This is a genomic window from Blastococcus sp. LR1, from assembly GCF_020166105.1.
Taxonomy (GTDB): Bacteria; Actinomycetota; Actinomycetes; order Mycobacteriales; family Geodermatophilaceae; genus Blastococcus.
Genome location: NZ_JAIUJY010000001.1, coordinates 625,974 through 645,695, shown reverse-complemented (window position 1 = coordinate 645,695; position 19,722 = coordinate 625,974). Strand labels below are relative to the sequence as shown.

The 19,722-nt window shown below is 71.9% G+C and carries 17 protein-coding genes and 1 tRNA gene; 13 read left to right on the top strand and 5 right to left on the bottom strand.

The genetic code is table 11. The features are described from left to right. Positions 1-3: 3 nt before the first annotated feature. The 5 genes from LBW97_RS03170 (at position 4) to clpX (ending at position 4,710) form a co-directional block, all read left to right on the top strand. Positions 4-77: transfer RNA gene (locus LBW97_RS03170), tRNA-Pro, on the top strand. A gap of 131 nt (positions 78-208) precedes the next feature. Beyond that, positions 209-1,606 (top strand): trigger factor, encoded by a 1,398-nt coding sequence (gene tig, locus LBW97_RS03165; protein WP_224497947.1) that lies wholly within the window; start codon positions 209-211, stop codon positions 1,604-1,606. Positions 1,607-1,893: 287 nt separating this feature from the next. Next, a complete protein-coding gene (locus LBW97_RS03160; RefSeq protein WP_224498239.1) occupies positions 1,894-2,496 on the top strand; it encodes an ATP-dependent Clp protease proteolytic subunit in 603 nt (200 codons plus the stop codon). Positions 2,497-2,513: 17 nt separating this feature from the next. Beyond that, positions 2,514-3,143, top strand: coding sequence for an ATP-dependent Clp protease proteolytic subunit (locus LBW97_RS03155; protein ID WP_224497946.1), 630 nt, complete (start codon positions 2,514-2,516; stop codon positions 3,141-3,143). A gap of 295 nt (positions 3,144-3,438) precedes the next feature. Continuing rightward, the gene (clpX, locus tag LBW97_RS03150; protein WP_224497945.1) at positions 3,439-4,710 is read left to right on the top strand and encodes an ATP-dependent Clp protease ATP-binding subunit ClpX; all 1,272 of its coding nucleotides are present in this window, start codon (positions 3,439-3,441) and stop codon (positions 4,708-4,710) included. A gap of 134 nt (positions 4,711-4,844) precedes the next feature. On the opposite strand, the gene LBW97_RS03145 is transcribed toward clpX, so the two are convergent. Then, on the bottom strand, positions 4,845-5,759 hold the full coding sequence (locus LBW97_RS03145; protein ID WP_224497944.1) for a DUF559 domain-containing protein: 915 nt from the start codon (positions 5,757-5,759) through the stop codon (positions 4,845-4,847). A gap of 187 nt (positions 5,760-5,946) precedes the next feature. On the opposite strand from LBW97_RS03145, the gene LBW97_RS03140 reads away from it, so the two are divergent. Continuing rightward, positions 5,947-6,477: a DUF1697 domain-containing protein gene (locus tag LBW97_RS03140; RefSeq protein ID WP_224497943.1), complete on the top strand. Its 531-nt coding sequence runs from the start codon at positions 5,947-5,949 to the stop codon at positions 6,475-6,477. Positions 6,478-6,522: 45 nt separating this feature from the next. Further along, entirely contained in the window at positions 6,523-7,449 is a 927-nt protein-coding gene (locus tag LBW97_RS03135) for an oxygenase MpaB family protein (RefSeq protein ID WP_224497942.1), read from the top strand. Positions 7,450-7,457: 8 nt separating this feature from the next. On the opposite strand, the gene valS is transcribed toward LBW97_RS03135, so the two are convergent. Next, on the bottom strand, positions 7,458-10,043 hold the full coding sequence (gene valS, locus LBW97_RS03130; RefSeq protein WP_224497941.1) for a valine--tRNA ligase: 2,586 nt from the start codon (positions 10,041-10,043) through the stop codon (positions 7,458-7,460). Between the two features lie 42 nt (positions 10,044-10,085). Here valS and LBW97_RS03125 point away from each other — a divergent pair, with 42 nt between their 5' ends. Genes LBW97_RS03125 through ndk form a run of 3 tightly spaced genes read left to right on the top strand, consistent with a single transcriptional unit; the run spans position 10,086 to position 12,267 of the window. Beyond that, complete coding sequence (locus LBW97_RS03125) at positions 10,086-11,441, top strand: folylpolyglutamate synthase/dihydrofolate synthase family protein (RefSeq protein WP_224497940.1); 1,356 nt, start codon at positions 10,086-10,088, stop codon at positions 11,439-11,441. After that, positions 11,438-11,845: a DUF4233 domain-containing protein gene (locus LBW97_RS03120; RefSeq protein ID WP_224497939.1), complete on the top strand. Its 408-nt coding sequence runs from the start codon at positions 11,438-11,440 to the stop codon at positions 11,843-11,845. Before LBW97_RS03125 ends, LBW97_RS03120 begins: the two co-directional genes overlap by 4 nt. Before the next feature lie 11 nt (positions 11,846-11,856). Continuing rightward, positions 11,857-12,267, top strand: coding sequence for a nucleoside-diphosphate kinase (ndk, locus tag LBW97_RS03115; RefSeq protein ID WP_224497938.1), 411 nt, complete (start codon positions 11,857-11,859; stop codon positions 12,265-12,267). A 71-nt stretch (positions 12,268-12,338) separates the two neighbouring features. Here ndk and LBW97_RS03110 read toward each other — a convergent pair whose 3' ends face one another. From LBW97_RS03110 to LBW97_RS03100, 3 genes are all read right to left on the bottom strand, one after another. Next, the gene (locus LBW97_RS03110) at positions 12,339-12,842 is read right to left on the bottom strand and encodes a hypothetical protein (protein ID WP_224497937.1); all 504 of its coding nucleotides are present in this window, start codon (positions 12,840-12,842) and stop codon (positions 12,339-12,341) included. Beyond that, the gene (locus LBW97_RS03105; protein ID WP_224497936.1) at positions 12,839-13,105 is read right to left on the bottom strand and encodes a helix-turn-helix transcriptional regulator; all 267 of its coding nucleotides are present in this window, start codon (positions 13,103-13,105) and stop codon (positions 12,839-12,841) included. Before LBW97_RS03105 ends, LBW97_RS03110 begins: the two co-directional genes overlap by 4 nt. Before the next feature lie 63 nt (positions 13,106-13,168). Continuing rightward, positions 13,169-13,375, bottom strand: a complete 207-nt coding sequence (locus LBW97_RS03100) for a hypothetical protein (RefSeq protein WP_224497935.1) — start codon at positions 13,373-13,375, stop codon at positions 13,169-13,171. A 134-nt stretch (positions 13,376-13,509) separates the two neighbouring features. Here LBW97_RS03100 and LBW97_RS03095 point away from each other — a divergent pair, with 134 nt between their 5' ends. From LBW97_RS03095 to LBW97_RS20320, 3 genes are all read left to right on the top strand, one after another. Further along, positions 13,510-15,453: a TIGR03960 family B12-binding radical SAM protein gene (locus LBW97_RS03095; RefSeq protein WP_224497934.1), complete on the top strand. Its 1,944-nt coding sequence runs from the start codon at positions 13,510-13,512 to the stop codon at positions 15,451-15,453. Then, positions 15,453-16,214, top strand: coding sequence for a TIGR03936 family radical SAM-associated protein (locus LBW97_RS03090; protein ID WP_224497933.1), 762 nt, complete (start codon positions 15,453-15,455; stop codon positions 16,212-16,214). The genes LBW97_RS03095 and LBW97_RS03090 overlap by 1 nt, the downstream gene beginning before the upstream one ends. A gap of 343 nt (positions 16,215-16,557) precedes the next feature. Next, the gene (locus LBW97_RS20320) at positions 16,558-19,674 is read left to right on the top strand and encodes an Rne/Rng family ribonuclease (RefSeq protein ID WP_224497932.1); all 3,117 of its coding nucleotides are present in this window, start codon (positions 16,558-16,560) and stop codon (positions 19,672-19,674) included. Positions 19,675-19,722 lie beyond the last annotated feature (48 nt).

Below are 19,722 nucleotides of genomic sequence, written 5' to 3'. Positions count from 1 at the left end.
CTACGGGGTGTAGCGCAGCTTGGTAGCGCACCTGCTTTGGGAGCAGGGGGCCGCAGGTTCAAATCCTGTCACCCCGACCGCAGGCGCTGAGGGCGGCGCATCCCGCCCCCGCGCCCGTGCCTCCGCCGTCCGTAGACTCGGGGGTCGACCGGCGCCGTCGGAGCACTCTGGCGCCCCATCCGCTGTCTTACCGAGGAGCACTGCCGCTGTGAAGAGCACCATCGAGGAACTGGGCCCCACGCGGGTCCGGATTGCGATCGAGGCGGCTTGGGGGGACCTGGACCACGCCTTCGGTGAGGTCTACAAGGAGCTGGGCAAGCAGGTCCGCGTCCCCGGCTTCCGCCCCGGCAAGGTGCCGCACCGCGTCCTCGACCAGCGCATCGGCCGCCCCGTCGTCCTGGAGCAGGTCGTCCAGCACGCCATCCCGGAGATCTACTCCGAGGTCGTCCGCGAGAACCAGGTCCGCGTCCTCGGCCAGCCCGAGGTCGAGGTGACCCGGCTCGACGACAACGAGTCCCTCGCCTTCACCGCCGAGGTCGACGTCGCCCCGCAGCTGACGCTGCCGGAGCTCGAGAGCATCGCCGTGACCGTCGACGACGTCGAGGTCACCGACGAGGAGATCGACCAGCAGATCACCGTCACCCGCGAGCGCTTCGGCATGCTCCAGGCCGTCGAGCGCCCGGCCCAGCAGGGCGACTTCGTCTCGATCGACCTCGAGGCCAAGCTCAACGGCGAGATCCTGGAGGACGGCTCCACCACGGGCATGTCCTACGAGATCGGCTCCGGGAACCTCATGGAGGGCCTGGACGACGCCGTCGTCGGCCTGTCCGCCGACGAGTCGAAGACCTTCCAGACCGCCCTCCTCTCCGGCCCGAACGCCGGCGAGCAGGCCGACGTCACCGTGACGGTGCGCTCGGTCAAGGAGAAGGAGCTGCCGGAGCTGGACGACGAGTTCGCCCAGACCTCCAGCGAGTTCGACACCCTCGCCGAGCTCCGCGAGGACGTCCGCACCCGCCTGGCCCGCACCAAGGTGATCCAGCAGGGCGCGCAGGCCCGCGACAAGATCGTCGAGCAGCTGCTCGAGACCGTCGAGGTGCCGATGCCGGAGAACCTCGTCGAGCGCGAGATCGAGTGGCGCAACCGCTCCTTCGAGAACGAGCTGCGCCAGGCCGGCATGGACTGGGACGCCTTCCTCCAGATGACCGGCGCCGAGAGCCGTGAGGCCTACGACGCCGACCAGAAGAAGACGGTCGAGGAGGCGGTCAAGACCCAGTTCATCCTGGACGCGATCGCCGACGCCCGTGAGGTCACCGTCGACAACGACGACCTGTCGGCGCAGATCATGGCGCAGGCGCAGCGCAACCGGATGAGCCCGGAGCAGTACGCGCAGCAGCTGCAGCAGTCGAACAACATCGCCGAGTTCGTCGCCGACGTGCGCCGGACCAAGACGCTGGCCCAGCTGCTCGAGCAGGCGACGATCACCGACGCCTCGGGCAACAAGGTCGACCTCGAGGCCATGCGGCCCAAGACGATCCAGGCGCCCGCCGCCGAGGACGCCGAGACCGCCGAGGACGAGGCTCCCGCCGAGGAGACCGAGAACGCCTGATCAGCCCCCGGCCGATCGTCGACGCCGTCCTTCCCCGGCAGGGGAGGGGCGGCGTCGCTCGTTTTCCTGGGCCCTTCGCTGCGCCGACGGCGAACACCGCCCTGTTCGGGACTGAGTCGTCGGAGGTCCGCGTTAGGGTCGACAGGACTCAGGCGATCGCCGGGGGGTACCTCTCCCCGGTGGGCCGTTCGAAGCCCGCACCACCCACCGAGACCGACTGCTCAGACAGTTCTACGGAGGTCACCGCACCCGTGAGCATTACCGACCCCACCCTGGCGAGCGCGCCGATGATGCGCGGCGCCGGCGGCATGATGAACCTCGGCGACTCGGTCTACGAGCGACTGCTGCGTGAGCGGATCATCTTCCTGGGCACCCAGGTGGACGACGTCATCGCCAACCAGCTCGTCGCCCAGATGCTGCTGCTCTCCGCCGAGGACCCCAAGGCAGACATCCACCTCTACATCAACTCGCCCGGCGGCTCGGTCACCGCGGGCATGGCGATCTACGACACGATGCAGTTCATCGACTGCGACGTCGCCACCTACGGCATGGGCCTGGCCGCCTCCATGGGCCAGTTCCTGCTCACCGCCGGCACCAAGGGCAAGCGCTACGCCCTGCCGCACGCGCGGATCTTGATGCACCAGCCCTCGGCCGGCGTCGGCGGCACCGCCTCCGACATCGCCATCCAGGCCGACCTGTTCCGGCGGACCAAGCAGGAGCTGTCGGAGCTGCAGGCGGAGCTCACCGGGCAGACCGTCGAGCGGATCCTCGAGGACTCCGACCGCGACCGCTGGTTCACCGCGCAGCAGGCGCTCGAGTACGGCTTCGTCGACCACGTGGTGAGCAGGGCGGCCATGACCGACAGCGCCAACCCGGTCAGCGACAACTGAGGCCTGAGGACAAACAGATGAGCTTCGAGATGCCCTCCAGCCGCTACATCCTGCCCTCCTTCGTGGAGCGCACGAGCTACGGCATGAAGGAGTCCAACCCCTACAACAAGCTCTTCGAGGAGCGCATCATCTTCCTCGGGGTGCAGGTCGACGACGCGTCGGCGAACGACGTGATGGCGCAGCTCATCACGCTCGAGTCGGCCGACCCGGACCGCGACATCACCATCTACATCAACTCGCCCGGTGGCTCCTTCACCTCGCTGATGGCCATCTACGACACGATGATGTTCGTCCGCCCGGACATCCAGACCGTCTGCATGGGCCAGGCGGCCTCCGCCGCCGCCGTCCTGCTCGCGGCCGGGACGCCCGGCAAGCGCCTGGCGCTGCCGTACTCCCGCGTGCTGATCCACCAGCCCTCGGGCGAGGCCGGCGGCCAGGTCTCCGACCTGGAGATCCACGCCGCGGAGATCGAGCGGGTGCGCATGCAGATGGAGGAGATCCTCGCGCGGCACACCGGCCGGACGAAGGAGCAGGTCCGCAAGGACATCGACCGCGACAAGATCCTCACGGCCGAGGAGGCCAAGGAGTACGGGATCGTCGACCAGGTGATCCAGAGCAGGAAGCTCAACGCTCTTCCCCCGGTCTGATCTTTCGGTACGGGCCGAGGGCGCGCGTGACGCGTGCTCGGCCCGTACCGTCGGGGGTCCGGGGGCTGCGAGACAGAAGAGGGACGGCCGGGACGAACCCGGGTGAGTCATTGCCCGAGCTCGTGGACGGCGGCAGGTACGTTCGGCGAACGCCCGAACCCCGGACCACAGCGCCGGGAGGAGAGCCTCGCGGGGCAGCCTGTCAGCGAGGTCGAGCAGGGGCACGACAAGCAGCACACATCCAACCGCAGGTACCTGGCACCAGGACCAGCGCTTCTCAGGTGGAGGTCAGCAGGTGGCACGAATCGGTGAGAGCGGTGATCTGCTCAAGTGCTCGTTCTGCGGGAAGAGTCAGAAGCAGGTCAAGAAGCTCATCGCGGGCCCCGGGGTCTACATCTGCGACGAGTGCATCGACCTCTGCAACGAGATCATCGAGGAAGAGCTCTCGGAGTCGTCGGACCTCAAGTTCGACGAGCTGCCGAAGCCCAAGGAGATCCACGACTTCCTCGACCAGTACGTCATCGGCCAGGACAAGGCCAAGCGGACGCTCTCGGTCGCGGTCTACAACCACTACAAGCGGATCCAGGCCGGCGGTGCCGGCTCTCGCGAGGACGCGGTCGAGCTGGCCAAGTCCAACATCCTGCTGATCGGCCCCACCGGCTGCGGCAAGACCCACCTGGCGCAGACGCTGGCCCGGATGCTCAACGTCCCGTTCGCCATCGCCGACGCGACCGCCCTCACCGAGGCCGGCTACGTCGGTGAGGACGTCGAGAACATCCTGCTGAAGCTGATCCAGGCCGCCGACTACGACGTCAAGCGCGCCGAGACCGGCATCATCTACATCGACGAGGTCGACAAGATCGCCCGCAAGAGCGAGAACCCGTCGATCACCCGCGACGTCTCCGGCGAGGGTGTGCAGCAGGCGCTGCTGAAGATCCTCGAGGGGACGACGGCGTCGGTTCCGCCGCAGGGTGGCCGCAAGCACCCGCACCAGGAGTTCATCCAGATCGACACCACGAACGTGCTGTTCATCGTGGGTGGTGCCTTCGCGGGCCTGGAGCAGGTCATCGAGGCGCGCGCCGGCAAGCAGGGCATCGGCTTCGCCGGGGAGATCCGTGGCAAGGCCGAGATCGAGGAGGCCAACTCCTTCGCCGAGGTCATGCCCGAGGACCTGCTGAAGTTCGGCATGATCCCCGAGTTCATCGGCCGTCTCCCGGTCATCACCAGCGTGAAGAAGCTCGACCGTCAGGCGCTGATCAACATCCTGACCGAGCCGAAGAACGCCCTGGTGCGGCAGTACCGGAAGCTCTTCGAGCTCGACGGCGTGGAGCTGGACTTCACGGACGACGCGCTCGAGGCCGTCGCTGACCAGGCGATCCTCCGCGGCACCGGCGCTCGTGGGCTCCGCGCGATCATGGAGGAGGTGCTCCAGTCGGTGATGTACGACATCCCCGGCCGTGAGGACATCGCCTCCGTGGTGATTACCAAGGAGGTCGTCCTGGAGCACGTCAACCCGACGATCGTCCCGCGCAAGCCCACTCGCGCCCCCCGCGAGAAGTCGGCCTAAGCACTTCCCGCTCCGAGCCCGTCCCCGATCCGGGGGCGGGCTCGCTGCGTTTTCGGGCCACGCTGCGCCCTGCGAAGCGATGTGCGCGCAGGGCGCATTGTGGGGGTCCGAATCCGCCGTCAGTGCACATCGCTTCAGCGCAGCAGGAGCGCGGACCGTTCGCGGATCACCGAGAGGATCTCCCGCCGACAGCCCTCCGGATCCCGCCGCAGCCGGCGGTAGCTGAAGCGCAGCACCACCCAGCCGCGGGCGGCGAGGGCCGCGTCGCGCATGAGGTCTCGCTCCCGGGCCTCCGAGCTGCCGTGGAACGCGGCGCCGTCCATCTCCACAGCGATCTTCAGCTCCGGGATCGCCGCGTCGAGCCGCACCTCGCCGAACGGCAGCCGGACCGGATGCTGCTGCCGGAACATCGGCATGCCAGGGCCGCGTAGCACCCGCTGGACGCCCCAGATCTCCAGCTCGCTCTCGCAGCCCTGCGCCACCAGGTCGATGAGCTCGACCAGCGCACGGCGGCCGGGCAGGGCGGGCTGTCTGCTCAGCTCGAGAAGGAGGGCCGACGGCTGCAACCGGCGATCACGGGCCACCTCGATGACGGCGCCGCGCACCGTCTCGACGGCGCGGCCCGAACCGCGCGCTGAGTGCGCCCAGCCCCAGGCGTCGACCAGGCTGCGGGGGAGGAGCGTCACTGGCAGACGTCCCAGCCGGTCGGCCGGCACCTCGGTCACGCGGTGCACGACGAGGCCGCGTCGCCGGAGAGCGCGACGGGACGCGGGCACGGAGACGTGAATGGCTCCTTCGCGCGGAGCCAGGCGCCACAGCCCCAGCGCCGAGCCGTGACTGAGGACGCCGTCCGTTGCGAACACCGCGGCCAGTGCGCGGCAGTGCCAGTCCGGCCACGCGTCGGGGAGGACGACCACGCCCGGAAAGGGGCGGAGCAGCCGGCCGCGTGCCACCCAGGAACTGATGGTGTGGCGGTCAACCCGGTTCACCAGATCCGAGGTTCGCGCCACGCCGTCGGGACCGAGGAGCGCGGCCGGGTCGTGAGACATGGCGAAACGGTGCCTCGCCACGGGAGGGCCTGGCTGACGTCGCCGATATCTGTGGACAGAGAGCTGGGGCACTGTGCGCGGAGGGCGCGTGATGGGCCGCAGGTCGCGCCCTGGACGCACATCGCTCGGGCTGGGGCTGGGGCTGGGGCTGGGGCGGGGGCGTGGGCGGCGGGGCTAGCGTGCGGGCGTGAGCACTCGATACGTGGCGCTGCTGCGTGCCATCAACCTGGGCGCCACCCGCCGGGTGTCCATGCCGCGGCTGCGCGAGGTGCTGACCGAGCGCGGCTACGGCGCCGTCCGCACGCATCTGGCCAGCGGAAACGTGCTGCTCGACAGCGAGCTAGCCGAGGCGCGGTTGGCCGCAGAGCTGGCCGCGGCGATCCAGGAGGAGTTCGGCCTCGACGTCCCGGTCGTCCTCCGGACCGCTGACGAGATGGCCGACGTCCTCGCCGCGGACCCGCTCGGACACCTCGCCACCGACCGCTCCCGTTACTCGGTCACGTTCTTCCCCGAGGCGCCGGACCCCGACCGGGTGGCGGCGGCGCCGAAGGCGGAGGGCGGCGAATCCGTGCTCTGCGGCCGGGAGCTGTACCTGTGGCTGCCCGGCGGCTTCCAGAACAGCGGCGTCGGCGGGGTGAAGTGGGACCGGGTGCTCGGCGTCGCCGGGACCAACCGCAACTGGAACACGGTGACGAAGCTCGTCGAGCTCACCCGCTGATCGACCTGCGGGCCCGTTCTGGGGCGTGCGTGGGACATTCGGGGCATGCGCGCCCTGACGTCACTGCCCGAGCAGGCGCGGAAAGCCTTCCGGGCCCGCGTCTCCGGTGACCCGACCGGCGCGCCGGACTGGGTCCGCGACATCGCCCTCGTGGGCACCGGCCCCGGCTGGTTCGAGCCCGACGGGATCGTCTGGCGCGTGCACGGCGATCTCTCCACGCTGGTGGGTGGGGTCGCAGCACTCCTGGGCCAGGGCGCGCACCCGCTCGCGCTGGCCGGCGTCCAGCGGCACTCCGCCTACCGCGAGGACCCGTGGAAGCGGCTGGCCGGGACGGCCCGCTGGCTGGTGGTCAGCACGTTCGGCTCCGTCGAGCTCGCCGAGCGGGAGGCGGCGCGGGTCCGGGGCATGCACGCGGTCGTCCGCGGCCGGGTCGCCGGCCAGGCCTACTCGGCGTCGGACCCCGCGCTGCTCCGCTGGGTGCACCTGGCCTTCACCGACGCGTTCCTCGGAGCTCAGCAGGCTGTCGGCAAGGACCTGACCCGACGCTTCGGCCGCGGCTGGCCGGACTCCTACGTGGGGGAGTGGGCCCGCGCCGCGGCGCAGCTGGGCGCCACCGACCTGCCGACGACGGCTACCGAGCTGGCCGAGGCCCTCGCCGCCCACCGCCCCGAGCTCCGGCCCGTGCCCGACTCCCTGCGCGAGTTCCTCGCTGCCCCGCCCGGCCTGAGCGTGCCGGAGCGGGTGGTCTACCGCGGGCTGTCCGGCGCTGCTGCCTACGTGGTGTCGCCGTCGATCGCCGGGTGCGCCGGGGTTCCGGGGCGCGGCAGCGGCGGCACGGCGCAGCTGGCCGTCACCCGCGCCCAGCTCCGGGCACTGGGCCTTGCGCTCGGCCCGTTCAGCCCGTCGGAGGAGGCCGCGCGCTGGCGGCTCGGCATGGGGCCCGCGCCGGCCTGGACCGTCGACGCCGTCTGACCCGGCGGTCAGGCCTCGGGGACCGGCGCCAGCACGACCTCGACCCGCAGCTCGCCCCCACCGGCCTCGATCACCAGCGAGTTGATCCGCCCGGCGTTGGCGAGGTCGGCGCGAGCCGCCTCGACCAGCGGCACCTGCTCGGCCGGCGCGGTCACCGTGGCGGTCTCCACCTCGGCGCGCATCGACTGCTTGGCGTCGGACTTCGCCTTGCGCACACCCGCCAGGGCAGCGGCGACGGCCGGCACCACCGCGGGGTCGCCGTCACCAGGCAGCGACGAGGCGACGGGCCACGGCGCGCGGTGCACCGACCCGGTCTGCCACCACGACCACACCTCGTCGGTCACGAACGGCAGCACTGGCGCGAACAGCCGCAGCTGCACGTCCAGCGCCACCGCCAGCGCGGCCTGCGCCGAGGTGGCCTCGGGGCCGGAACCGTAGGCGCGGGTCTTCACCAGCTCGACGTAGTCGTCGCAGAACGACCAGAAGAACGTCTCTGCGACCTCGAGGGCGCGGGTGTAGTTGTAGGCGTCCAGCGCGGCGGTCGACTCCTCCACGACGCGGGCCAGCCCGGCGAGCAGCGCCCGGTCGATCGGCTCGGTGACGTCGGCGGCGGTCAGCGACGCCGAGGCGCCCAGCCCCAGCACGAACTTCCCGACGTTGAGAATCTTCATGGCCAGCCGGCGGCCGACCTTCATCTGCGCCTCGTCGAACGGCGAGTCCGCACCCGGTCGGGCGCCGGCCGCGCGCCAGCGCACCGCGTCGGTGCCGTAGCGCTCCAGCACGTCGATCGGCGTCGTCGCGTTGCCCTTGGACTTCGACATCTTCTTGCGGTCGGGGTCGACCACGAAGCCGGAGATGGTGGCGTGCGTCCACGGGACGGCGCCGTGCTCGAAGTGCGCACGGACGACCGTGGAGAACAGCCAGGTGCGGATGATGTCGTGCGCCTGCGGCCGCTGGTCCATCGGGAAGACCTTGGCGAAGAGCTCCGGGTCGATGTCCCAGCCCGAGGAGACCTGCGGCGACAGCGACGACGTCGCCCAGGTGTCCATGACGTCGGGGTCGGCGATGAAGCCGCCCGGCTTGCCGCGCTGGTCCTCGGTGAAGCCCTCGGGGACGTCCGACGACGGGTCGACCGGCAGCGATGCCTCGGGCGCGAGCAGGGGCTCGTCGTGGATCGGCTCGCCCTCGGCGTCGAGGCGGTACCAGACCGGGAAGGGGACGCCGAAGAAGCGCTGCCGGCTGATCAGCCAGTCGCCGTTGAGGCCCTCGACCCAGTTGTCGTAGCGGTGCCGCATGTGCTCGGGGACCCACTGGATCTCCCGGCCGCGGGCGATGAGGGCGTCGCGCAGGTCGGCGTCCCGGCCGCCGTTGCGGATGTACCACTGGCGCGTGGTGACGATCTCCAGCGGGCGCTCGCCCTTCTCGAAGAACTTCACCGGGTGGGTGATCGGCTTCGGGTCGCCCTTCAGGTCGCCGGACTCCCGGAGCAGCTCGACGATCCGCTGCTGCGCGCTGAACACGGTCTTGCCGGCCAGCTCGTCGTAGGGGGAGGCGCCGACGCCGGCCGGCGGCTCGGCGAGCAGCCGGCCGTCCCAGCCGATGATCGGGCGGGTCGGCAGCTGCAGCTCGCGCCACCAGGTGACGTCGTTCAGGTCGCCGAAGGTGCAGATCATCGCGATGCCCGAGCCCTTGTCCGGCTCGGCGAGGCGGTGCGCGACCACCGGCACCTCGACGCCGAACAGCGGCGTCGTCACCGTCTTGCCGAACAGCGGCTTGTAGCGCTCGTCGTCGGGGTGCGCGACCAGGGCGACGCAGGCCGGCAGCAGCTCGGGGCGGGTGGTCTCGATGAAGACCGGTCCGGACGGGCCGGCGAAACCGATCCGGTGGTAGGCGCCGGGGCGCTCGCGGTCCTCGAGCTCGGCCTGGGCGACGGCGGTGCGGAAGGTGACGTCCCAGAGGGTCGGTGCCTCCTGGGCGTAGGCCTCACCGCGCGCCAGGTTCTTGAGGAACATCCGCTGGGCCGTGGCCCGGGAGCTCTCCGAGATCGTGCGGTAGACGTTCGACCAGTCCACCGACAGGCCCACCCGGCGCCAGAGCTTCTCGAACTCGGCCTCGTCGACCTCGGTGAGCTGCATGCACAGCTCGACGAAGTTCCGGCGGGAGACCGGGATCTGGTCCTTGCCCGGCTTCTCCGGCGGCACGAACGACGGGTCGTAGGGGAGGGCCGGGTCGCAGCGCACGCCGTAGTAGTTCTGCACCCGGCGCTCGGTCGGCAGGCCGTTGTCGTCCCAGCCCATCGGGTAGTAGACGTGCTTGCCGAGCATCCGCTGGTAGCGGGCGACGATGTCGGTGTGGGTGTAGCTGAAGACGTGCCCCACGTGCAGCGAGCCGCTGGCCGTCGGCGGGGGAGTGTCGATCGAGTAGATCTGCTCGCGCGGGGCCTGCAGCGCGGCGTCGCGGTCGAACCCGTAGGTGTCCTGCTCCGCCCAGCGGGCGATCCACTTCTCCTCGAGGCCGTCGATGGTCGGCTTCTCGGGTACGGCGACGGTCGCAGCCGGGGCAGCAGTGTCGGAGGTCGCCATATCGCTAGCCATGGGGCTCAGTCTAGGAACAACGGGACTGGCATCCTGAGCAGGATGAGCAACGGCAGCACCGGTGACCTCGCCCGGGTGGAGAACGAGCTCCTGGCGCGGTGGCCGGAGAGCCGGTTGGAGCCCTCGCTCACCCGCATCAACGCCCTGGTCGACCTCCTCGGGTCACCGCACCGGGCGATGCCGGTGATCCAGGTGGCGGGCACCAACGGCAAGACGACGACGGCGCGCATGATCGACGAGCTGCTGCGTGGCTTCGGCCTGAGGGTCGGCCGCTTCACCAGCCCGCACCTGCAGTCCATGCGCGAGCGCATCGTGCTCGACGGCCAGCCGGTGAGCCCCGAGCGCTTCGTCGAGACCTACCGCGACATCGAGCCCTACGTGCAGATGGTCGACGCCGCCGGCGAGATCCCGATGTCGTTCTTCGAGGTGATGGTCGGGATGGCGTACGCCCTCTTCGCCGACGCGCCGGTCGACGTCGCCGTCATCGAGGTCGGCATGGGCGGCACCTGGGACGCGACCAACGTCGTCGACGCGCGGGTCGCCGTCGTCACCCCGGTGTCGATGGACCACTCCGAGTACCTCGGCCCCGACGTCCCGACGATCGCGGGGGAGAAGGCCGGGATCATCAAGGCCGACTCCATCGCCGTGCTCGCCCACCAGCAGCCCGGGGGCCTCGACGCCCTGGTCCGCCGCGCGGTCGAGGTCGAGGCGGTCGTCGCCCGCGAGGGCACCGAGTTCGGCGTGCTGGAGCGCAAGGTCGCCGTCGGCGGTCAGCAGGTCCGGTTGCAGGGCCTCGGCGGCGAGTACGACGAGGTTTTCCTCCCGCTGTTCGGCCAGCACCAGGCGCAGAACGCGGCGACGGCGCTGGCCGCGGTCGAGGCGTTCCTCGGCGCCGGGTCCGCCACCGGGCCGATCGAGCAGGAGACTGTGCGCGCCGCGTTCGCCGGCGTCCGCTCGCCCGGCCGGCTGGAGAAGGTGCGCACCAGCCCGACGGTCCTGGTCGACGCCGCCCACAACCCGGCCGGGATGACGGCGACGGTCGAGGCGATCCGGGAGTCCTTCGACTTCACCCGGCTCGTCGGTGTCGTCGGGGCGGTCCAGGGCAAGGACGTCGCCGGCATGCTCGCCGCGCTGGAGGACGTCTGCGCCGAGCTGGTGGTCACGCAGAACAGCTCGGCCCGGTCGATCCCGGCCGACGAGCTCGGCGCGCTGGCCGTGGAGATCTTCGGCGCCGACCGGGTCAGCGTCTCGCCCCGGCTCTCCGAGGCGGTGACCGAGGCGATCGAGCTGGCAGAGGCCGGTCCGGACGACGCGCTCGGTGGCTCGGGCGTGCTGGTGACCGGCAGCGTCATCACCGCCGGGGAGGCCCGCACCCTCTTCGCCGGCGGTGCCGCGTGACCTCGCCCGATCCGCTGCGGGCGGCGAAGGCGCTGCGCGGCGCTGCCGCCGGCGTCCTCGTGCTGGAAGGTCTCGCCGTCCTCTTCGTGCCGCGGGGCATCGCGCAGACGGAGGAGGGGCTGGGCGGGGTCCGGCTCGGCCTGCTGCTGGCGCTCTCGCTGATCCTGATCCTGTCCAGCGGCGTCCAGCGACGCGAGCGCGGACTGGCGATCGGCACTGCGCTGCAGGTCCCGCTGCTGCTCACCGGCCTGATGAACAGCGTGATGTGGTTCGTCGGCGGCGGCTTCGTGCTCATCTGGCTCTATCTGCTGCAGGTGCGCAAGGAGCTCGTCGGCAGCCGGTTCGGCGCCGTCGCGGAGCCCCGGACGAGTGACGCGGACGGCGAGGCCACGCCCACCACGTAGGCTCCGGCCCCGTGACCGAACGCTCTCTCGTCCTCGTCAAGCCCGACGGTGTTGCCCGTGGCCTCGTGGGCGAGGTGATCACCCGCCTGGAGCGCAAGGGCCTGCGTCTCGTCGCCGCCGAGCTGCGCACCCTGCCCCGTGAGGTCGCCGAGACCCACTACGCCGAGCACAGCGAGCGGCCCTTCTTCGGGGACCTCGTCGAGTTCATCACCGGCGGCCCGCTGCTCGCGCTCGTGGTCGAGGGCCCGCGCGCCATCGAGGCCTTCCGCGCACTGGCCGGCGCCACCGACCCGGTGAAGGCCGCTCCGGGCACGATCCGCGGCGACTTCGCCCTCGAGGTGCAGAACAACATCGTGCACGGCTCCGACTCGCCCGAGTCCGCCGAGCGCGAGATCGGCATCTTCTTCCCCGGCCTCGCCTAGTACTCGGCTCGTGGCGGGCCCCTCGTGGGGCCCGCCACGAGCTCGCGAGTGGTGGGGGACGAGGGGGTCCTTCAGCAGAGGTCGGCGGGCTCGTCGGGTGCGGTCCAGGCGAGGTGCCAGTAGGCCGTCAGGCCCGCGGCGAACCACAGCAGGAAGCCCCAGCACAGGGCCGGCGCCACGTGCCCGCTGGTCGCGACGACGGTGACCGCACCCGTCCACGCGAGGAAGTGCAACGCCGTCGCCGGCCAGGCCATCGCCAGGAACGACCGCTCGCGGAGCGTCTGCTGGTGCTCGTCGAGCGACCGGTCGCTGCGGTCGAAGACGCCCCGGATGCCCAGGTTCAGCACCGAGTGCAGCGGGATGAAGACCAGCAGACCGACCGTCCAGGCGATGAAGAACCATCCCGGCCAGCCGTCGTCGGTCGTCGCCGCGGCCACGACCGCGGCGACCAGTCCGGTCAGCAGCACGACCTGGGCGACGACGACGCGGCGGCGGATCCGCCGGGCGCGCGCCCAGTCGTAGCGGCCGTCGTCGAAGGCGCGGGCCAGGTAGGTCTGCTCGGGAGAGGTGCTCACGTCGTCCTCCTGAGGAGTTCCTCGCTGAGCGAGGGCAGCGGGTCGAGGGAGAAGACCGCTTCCACGGGGACGTCGAAGAAGCGGGCGATGCGCAGGGCGAGCGCCAGCGAGGGGCTGTACTCGCCGCGCTCCACGTAGCCGATCGTCTGCGGGTGGACGCCGACGGCGTCGGCGAGTTCCTTGCGGCTCACGCCGCGGTCGGCGCGCAGGACGGCGATGCGGTCGTGCACCTTGTCCGCCTCGGAGCGGGGCTGTCGTCCCATGCGACGAAACGTAGCATTATTGCTACACCTCAGGGAAGCGCCGACCGCCGTTTCGGGGAGGGGTCAGCGCGTGGAGCGCACGACCGCGACGGCCGCCAGCACGATCCCGGCGACGAGACCGGCCCAGCAGAGCAGCAGGAGGGTGCCCTCGGCCCCGCCCGGCGTCGACTCGAGGAACACGCCGATGAGCACCAGGCCCAGCAGTGAGAGCAGGGCGAGGACGCCGCCTGCCAGCCCGAGCGCGCCGTTCGTCGATGTCCGCTGTTCCACCGGGTTCTCCTCGTCTGGCGTTCCGGACAGCCAGTCTGCCTCCCGCACCCAGGGCCACGCCGCGCCGGGGAGAACCGCCGTCCGGCGGCCGAGGGAGAGGGGTGGCGCAGAGCGCCGTCTACCCTGGACCGGTCATGACTGCTGATCTCCGCACCACCGCAGGGGAGTCGCTCTACCCGCGACTCGAGCCGCTGCTGGCCCAGATCCAGAAGCCGATCCAGTACGTCGGCGGTGAACTCAACGCCCAGCTGAAGCCGTGGGAGACCGCGGACGTGCACTGGGCGCTGATGTACCCCGACGCCTACGAGGTCGGCCTGCCCAACCAGGGCCTCATGATCCTGTACGAGGTGCTCAACGAGCGCCCGGACACTCTCGCCGAGCGCACTTACGCCGTGTGGCCCGACCTCGCCGCCCTGATGCGCGAGGCCGGCGTCGGCCAGTTCACCGTCGACGGCCACCGCGCCGTCCGGGACTTCGACCTGCTCGGCGTCAGCTTCGCCACCGAGCTCGGGTACACGAACCTGCTCGAGGCGCTCGACCTCGCCGGCATCCCGCTGCACGTCGTCGACCGCGACGAGAGCCACCCGGTCGTCGTCGCCGGCGGGCACGCCGCCTTCAACCCCGAGCCGGTGGCCGACTTCGTCGACTGCGCCGTGCTGGGCGACGGCGAGCAGGCCGTCGGCGACATCACCGACGTCGTCAAGGCGTGGAAGGCCCAGGGCCGCCCCGGCGGCCGCGAGGAGCTGCTCGCCCGGCTGGCCCGCATCGACGGCGTCTACGTCCCGCGCTTCTACGCCGTCTCCTACGGCCCGGACGGCACGATCGCCGCCGTCACCCGCACCCGGGACGACGTGCCCGAGCGCGTCGGCAAGCGCACCGTCATGGACCTCGACGAGTGGCCCTACCCGAAGACGCCGCTGGTGCCGCTGGCCGAGTCGGTGCACGAGCGCATGAGCGTGGAGATCTTCCGCGGCTGCACCCGGGGTTGCCGCTTCTGCCAGGCCGGCATGATCACCCGCCCGGTCCGCGAGCGGACGATCACCGGCATCGGCTCCATGGTCGAGCAGGGCCTCAAGGCGACCGGCTACGAGGAGGTGGGGCTGCTCTCGCTGTCGAGCGCCGACCACTCCGAGATCGGCCAGGTCGCCAAGGAGCTCGCCGACCGCTACGAGGGCACCAACACCGGCCTGAGCCTGCCCAGCACCCGCGTCGACGCCTTCAACGTCACGCTGGCCAACGAGCTGTCCCGCAACGGACGTCGCTCCGGCCTCACCTTCGCCCCCGAGGGCGGCAGCGAGCGGATCCGCCGGGTCATCAACAAGACGGTGTCCAAGGAGGACCTCGTCCGCACGGTGACGACGGCGTACGCCAACGGCTGGACCCAGGTGAAGCTCTACTTCATGTGCGGTCTGCCCACCGAGACCGACGAGGACGTCCTGGAGATCGCGGACCTCGCGGTCGAGGTCATCCGCGCCGGCCGCGAGGCCAGCGGCCGCAAGGACATCCGCTGCACCGTCTCCATCGGCGGCTTCGTGCCCAAGCCGCACACCCCGTTCCAGTGGGCGAGCCAGGCCAGCCCCGAGGTCATCGACAACCGGCTCCGGCTGCTCCGGCAGAAGATCAACGAGGACCGCAAGATCGGCCGCTCCATCGGGCTGCGCTACCACGACGGCAAGCCGGGAGCGATCGAAGGCCTGCTCTCCCGCGGCGACCGCCGCGTCGGCCGGGTCATCGAGCGGGTCTGGCGCGAGGGCGGCAAGTTCGACGGCTGGAGCGAGCACTTCTCCTACGACCGCTGGACGCAGTCCGCGGCCGAGGAGCTCGCGGCCTTCGGCGTCGACCTCGACTGGTACACCACCCGCGAGCGCACCGAGCACGAGATCCTGCCCTGGGACCACCTGGACTCCGGGCTGGACAAGGAGTGGCTCTGGGACGACTGGCAGGACGCCATCTCCGAGGAGGAGGTCGCCGACTGCCGGTGGACCCCCTGCTACGACTGCGGTGTCTGCCCGACCATGGGCACCGAGATCCAGATCGGCCCCACCGGGCGCAGCCTGATCCCGCTGACGGTCGTCTGATGGCCCGTCAGCCCGACGGCCCGCCGCCGCCCCCGACGGTCCAGAAGCTGCGGATCCGGTACGCCAAGCGGGGTCGCCTGCGCTTCGCGAGCCACCGCGACCTCGCCCGCGCCCTGGAGCGCGCGCTGCGCCGCGCCCAGGTGCCGATGGCGTTCTCGGCCGGGTTCAGCCCGCACCCGAAGATCTCCTACCTGGGGGCGGCACCCACGGGCGCGGCCAGCGAGGCGGAGTACGTGGAGATCGGGCTGGCGGTGCGCTGCGACCCCGAGGCCGTACGGGCCGGGCTGGACGCCGCACTGCCGGAGGACATCGCCGTCCTCGAGGCCGTGGAGGCCGCGCCGGGCACCGGTTCGCTCGCCGACCGGATCGACACCTCGGTCTGGCGGCTGGAGCTTCCCGGCCTGAGCCTGACCGAGCTCGCGCCGGCCGTGGAGAAGTTCCTCGCCGCCGACGTCGTCACCATCGCGAAGCGCACGAAGAACGGGCTGAAGGACATCGACGCACGCCCGGCGGTGGCCAGCGCGTGGGTGGGCGACGAGGCCGGTTGTGCCATACTGCACATGGTCGTCCGGCAGGGAACGCCCGCTGTACGACCGGACGACGTGTTGGCCGCCCTGGCTGCCGTCGCCGACCTGCGCCCGCCGTCGCCCCCCCGGGCCGTGCGTGTGGCGCAGGGCCGGCTCGACGACACCGGGACCGTGGCCGATCCGCTCGGTCCCGACCGCGAGGCGCGCCCCCTCCAGGAGCACGCAGCGATCTGACCAGGTGGGTCCCCGGAGGCCGGGCGCCGTCGAGCGCCACGGCTGCCAGGCGTGACGCACCGATCCGGGCCAGCCGGTCCGGACCACGCAGACCCTGCTCCACCGAAGACTCGAACCACCGAAGACCAGCACCATCGCCCCGGCCCTGCCGGGACGCGCACCACAGCACTGCGGTCTCCGCCGCGGCAACCGTCGCGCGGCGATCGACATCAGACTTCCGCAGGACGAGCCACCCCCGCCGTACCCCGTGCGACGGCTCGTTCCGCCCAACCCGTGTTCCTGCGCGGCCGCCAGTCCTCACGGATCGGCGCCCGGGAGCACCACACAGGAGGCGAGAGCCCTCGTGGCTGACACCGACCACACCCCCAGCGAGACCGACACGACCGACTCGGGGGCCGGCTTCCCGGCGGACACCCCGCAGCCGGCCGAGGCCGAGGCGACCGGGATGCCGGCCACCCGCGAGGAGGGCGCGCCCGACGAGGATGCCGTTCCCGAGGAGCCGACCGAGGCCGAGGACGCCGTTCAGGCCGTCGTGACGCCGCCCCCGGCGGCGGCCGAGGAGACCGACGAGCACGTCGGTTCGCCGTTCGGCGCGCAGTTCAGCTCGCCCGAGCCCACCGCCGTCGTCGCCCGTCCCCGCCGGCGGGCCACCCGTCCGGTCGCCGCGCCCGACCCGGACTCCGTCGAGCCGGTGGCCCCGCCGGCCCCTGTGGCCGCGGCTCCGGCCTTCATCAGCTTCGTGGCACCGCCCGCCGAGGCCCCGGCGCCCCGGCGTCGCAGCCGTCGCCCCGCCGAGTCGCCCGACCCCGAGGTCGTGGACGAGGTCGCCGACACCCGCGACGACGACCGGGACGAGGCCGCCGTCGAGGCGCCCCGCAGCCGCCGGAGCCGCTCGCGCGGTCGCCGTCCGGCCGAGGAGCAGCCCGAGGCCGAGGTCGAGGTCGTCGACGAGGAGCAGGACGACGACGCCGAGGACCGTGACTCCGGCGAGGACCGCGAGGACGGCGGCTCCGCGGGCAGCCGGCGCCGTCGCCGCGGCCGTCGTGGCCGCGGTCGCGGACGCAGCGGTGAGGACTCCGCGGACTCCGACGACGAGACCGACGAGCGCCCCGCCGACACCGAGTCCGACGAGGACGACGACGCCGAGGGCGCCGAGGAGTCGACCGACTCCGACGAGGACACCGAGGGCGACGACTCCACCGGCGGCTCGAGCACGCGCCGGCGTCGCCGCCGTCGCCGTCGCAGCGGCAGTGCCTCCGGTGAGGACTCCTCCGACGACGGCGAGGACGACGACCGTCCCGAGCGCGCCGGCCGCAACGGCCGCGCCACCAGCGACGACGACGTCCGCGGCATCACCGGCTCCACCCGGCTCGAGGCCAAGCGCCAGCGCCGCCGGGACGGCCGGGACACCGGTCGCCGTCGCCAGCCGATCCTGACCGAGTCGGAGTTCCTCGCCCGGCGCGAGGCCGTGGACCGCAAGATGGTCATCCGGCAGCGCGGCGAGCGGACCCAGATCGCCGTCCTCGAGGACGACGTGCTCGTCGAGCACTACGTGACCCAGGCGCAGGCGACGTCGTTCGCCGGCAACGTCTACCTCGGCCGGGTGCAGAACGTGCTGCCCAGCATGGAGGCGGCGTTCGTCGACATCGGCAAGGGCCGCAACGCCGTCCTGTACGCCGGCGAGGTCAACTGGGACGCCGCCGGCCTCTCCGGCAAGCAGCGCTCGATCGAGACCGCCTTCAAGTCCGGCGACAAGATCCTGGTCCAGGTCACCAAGGACCCGATCGGCCACAAGGGCGCCCGGCTGACCCAGCAGATCAACCTGCCCGGCCGCTTCCTGGTCTACGTGCCCGGTGGCTCGATGACCGGGATCAGCCGCAAGCTGCCCGACACCGAGCGCCAGCGGCTCAAGGACATCCTCAAGCGGATCGTCCCCGAGGACGCCGGCGTCATCATCCGGACCGCGGCGGAGGGCGCCTCGGAGGAGGAGCTCACCCGCGACGTCAACCGGCTGACCGCGCAGTGGGAGGTCATCAAGCAGAAGTCGGAGTCGACCTCGAGCGCGCCGACCCTGCTCTACGGCGAGCCCGACCTGGCGATCCGCGTCATCCGCGACGTCTTCAACGAGGACTTCAAGGATCTGGTCGTCCAGGGCGACGACGCGTGGGACACCGTCGAGGCCTACGTCGCGCACGTCAGCCCCGAGCTCACCCAGCGGCTGAGCCGGTACACCGGCCAGGGCGACGTCTTCCACGACCTGCGCATCGACGAGCAGCTGGCGAAGGCGCTCGACCGCAAGGTGTGGCTGCCCTCGGGTGGCTCGCTGGTGATCGACCGCACCGAGGCCATGACCGTGGTCGACGTCAACACCGGCAAGTTCACCGGCTCCGGCGGCAACCTCGAGCAGACCGTCACGCGCAACAACATGGAGGCGGCGGAGGAGATCGTCCGCCAGCTCCGGCTGCGCGACATCGGCGGCATCATCGTCATCGACTTCATCGACATGGTCCTCGAGAGCAACCGCGACCTCGTGCTGCGGCGGCTCACCGAGTGCCTCGGCCGGGACCGCACGAAGCACCAGGTCGCCGAGGTCACCTCGCTGGGCCTGGTCCAGATGACCCGCAAACGCGTCGGCCAGGGTCTGCTCGAGGTCTTCTCGGAGAACTGCGAGCACTGCCGCGGGCGCGGGATCATCGTGAGCACCGACCCGGTGGACGAGAAGCGCCGCGGGAACGGTGGCGGCGGCGGCAAGGAGTCCGGCGGCAACTCCGGCGGCGGCAACTCCGGTGGTGGCAACTCCGGCGGCGGCGGCGGCAAGGACTCGGGCAACAAGGACTCCGGCGGCCGGAACCGCGGCGGCCGGGACCAGTCCCGCGACGGCGGCAAGGACGCAGCCTCGGAGCCGGCGACCGACGAGAGCGCCGACGCTCCCGCCACGGCCGCTCCGGAGCAGGACACCGAGCAGCCCGAGGGCACGCGCAGCGGCCGCCGGAACCGTGGCCGTCGCAACCGTGGCCAGTCGGGGGAGGACCGCGTGGCCGAGGACGCCGCCGTGCTCGCCGGGGTCCGTGCCGAGGACGAGGCGCCGGCCGAGCCGACCGCCGACGGCTCCGCGGAGACCGTGGAGGACGTCGCTCCGCCGGTGACGGCGATCGAGCCTGTCGCGCCCGCCGCCGAGCCCCTTCCCGATGTGGCGCCCGCGCCGGTCGAGGAGACCGGGTTCGACGACGTGCTGCCCGCCGGCGAGGTCGCGATGGTGGAGGCGCCGGAGCAGGACGCGATGCCGATCACCCCGGCGACGACGGCTGCCGACGTGACCCCCGACGGGGTCGCCCACAGCTCCGACGCCGGCGCCGAGGCCTCCGTGGCCCCGGCGGTGGACGAGGACGAGGCGCCCGTCGTGGCGACCCGTCCGCGTCGTCGGCGGGCGGCCAGCCGCCCCGCCGGACCGCCGGCCTAGGAGAAGGACCGGGTCAGCAGGACCACAGCCGGGGCGCGTCGACCGGCC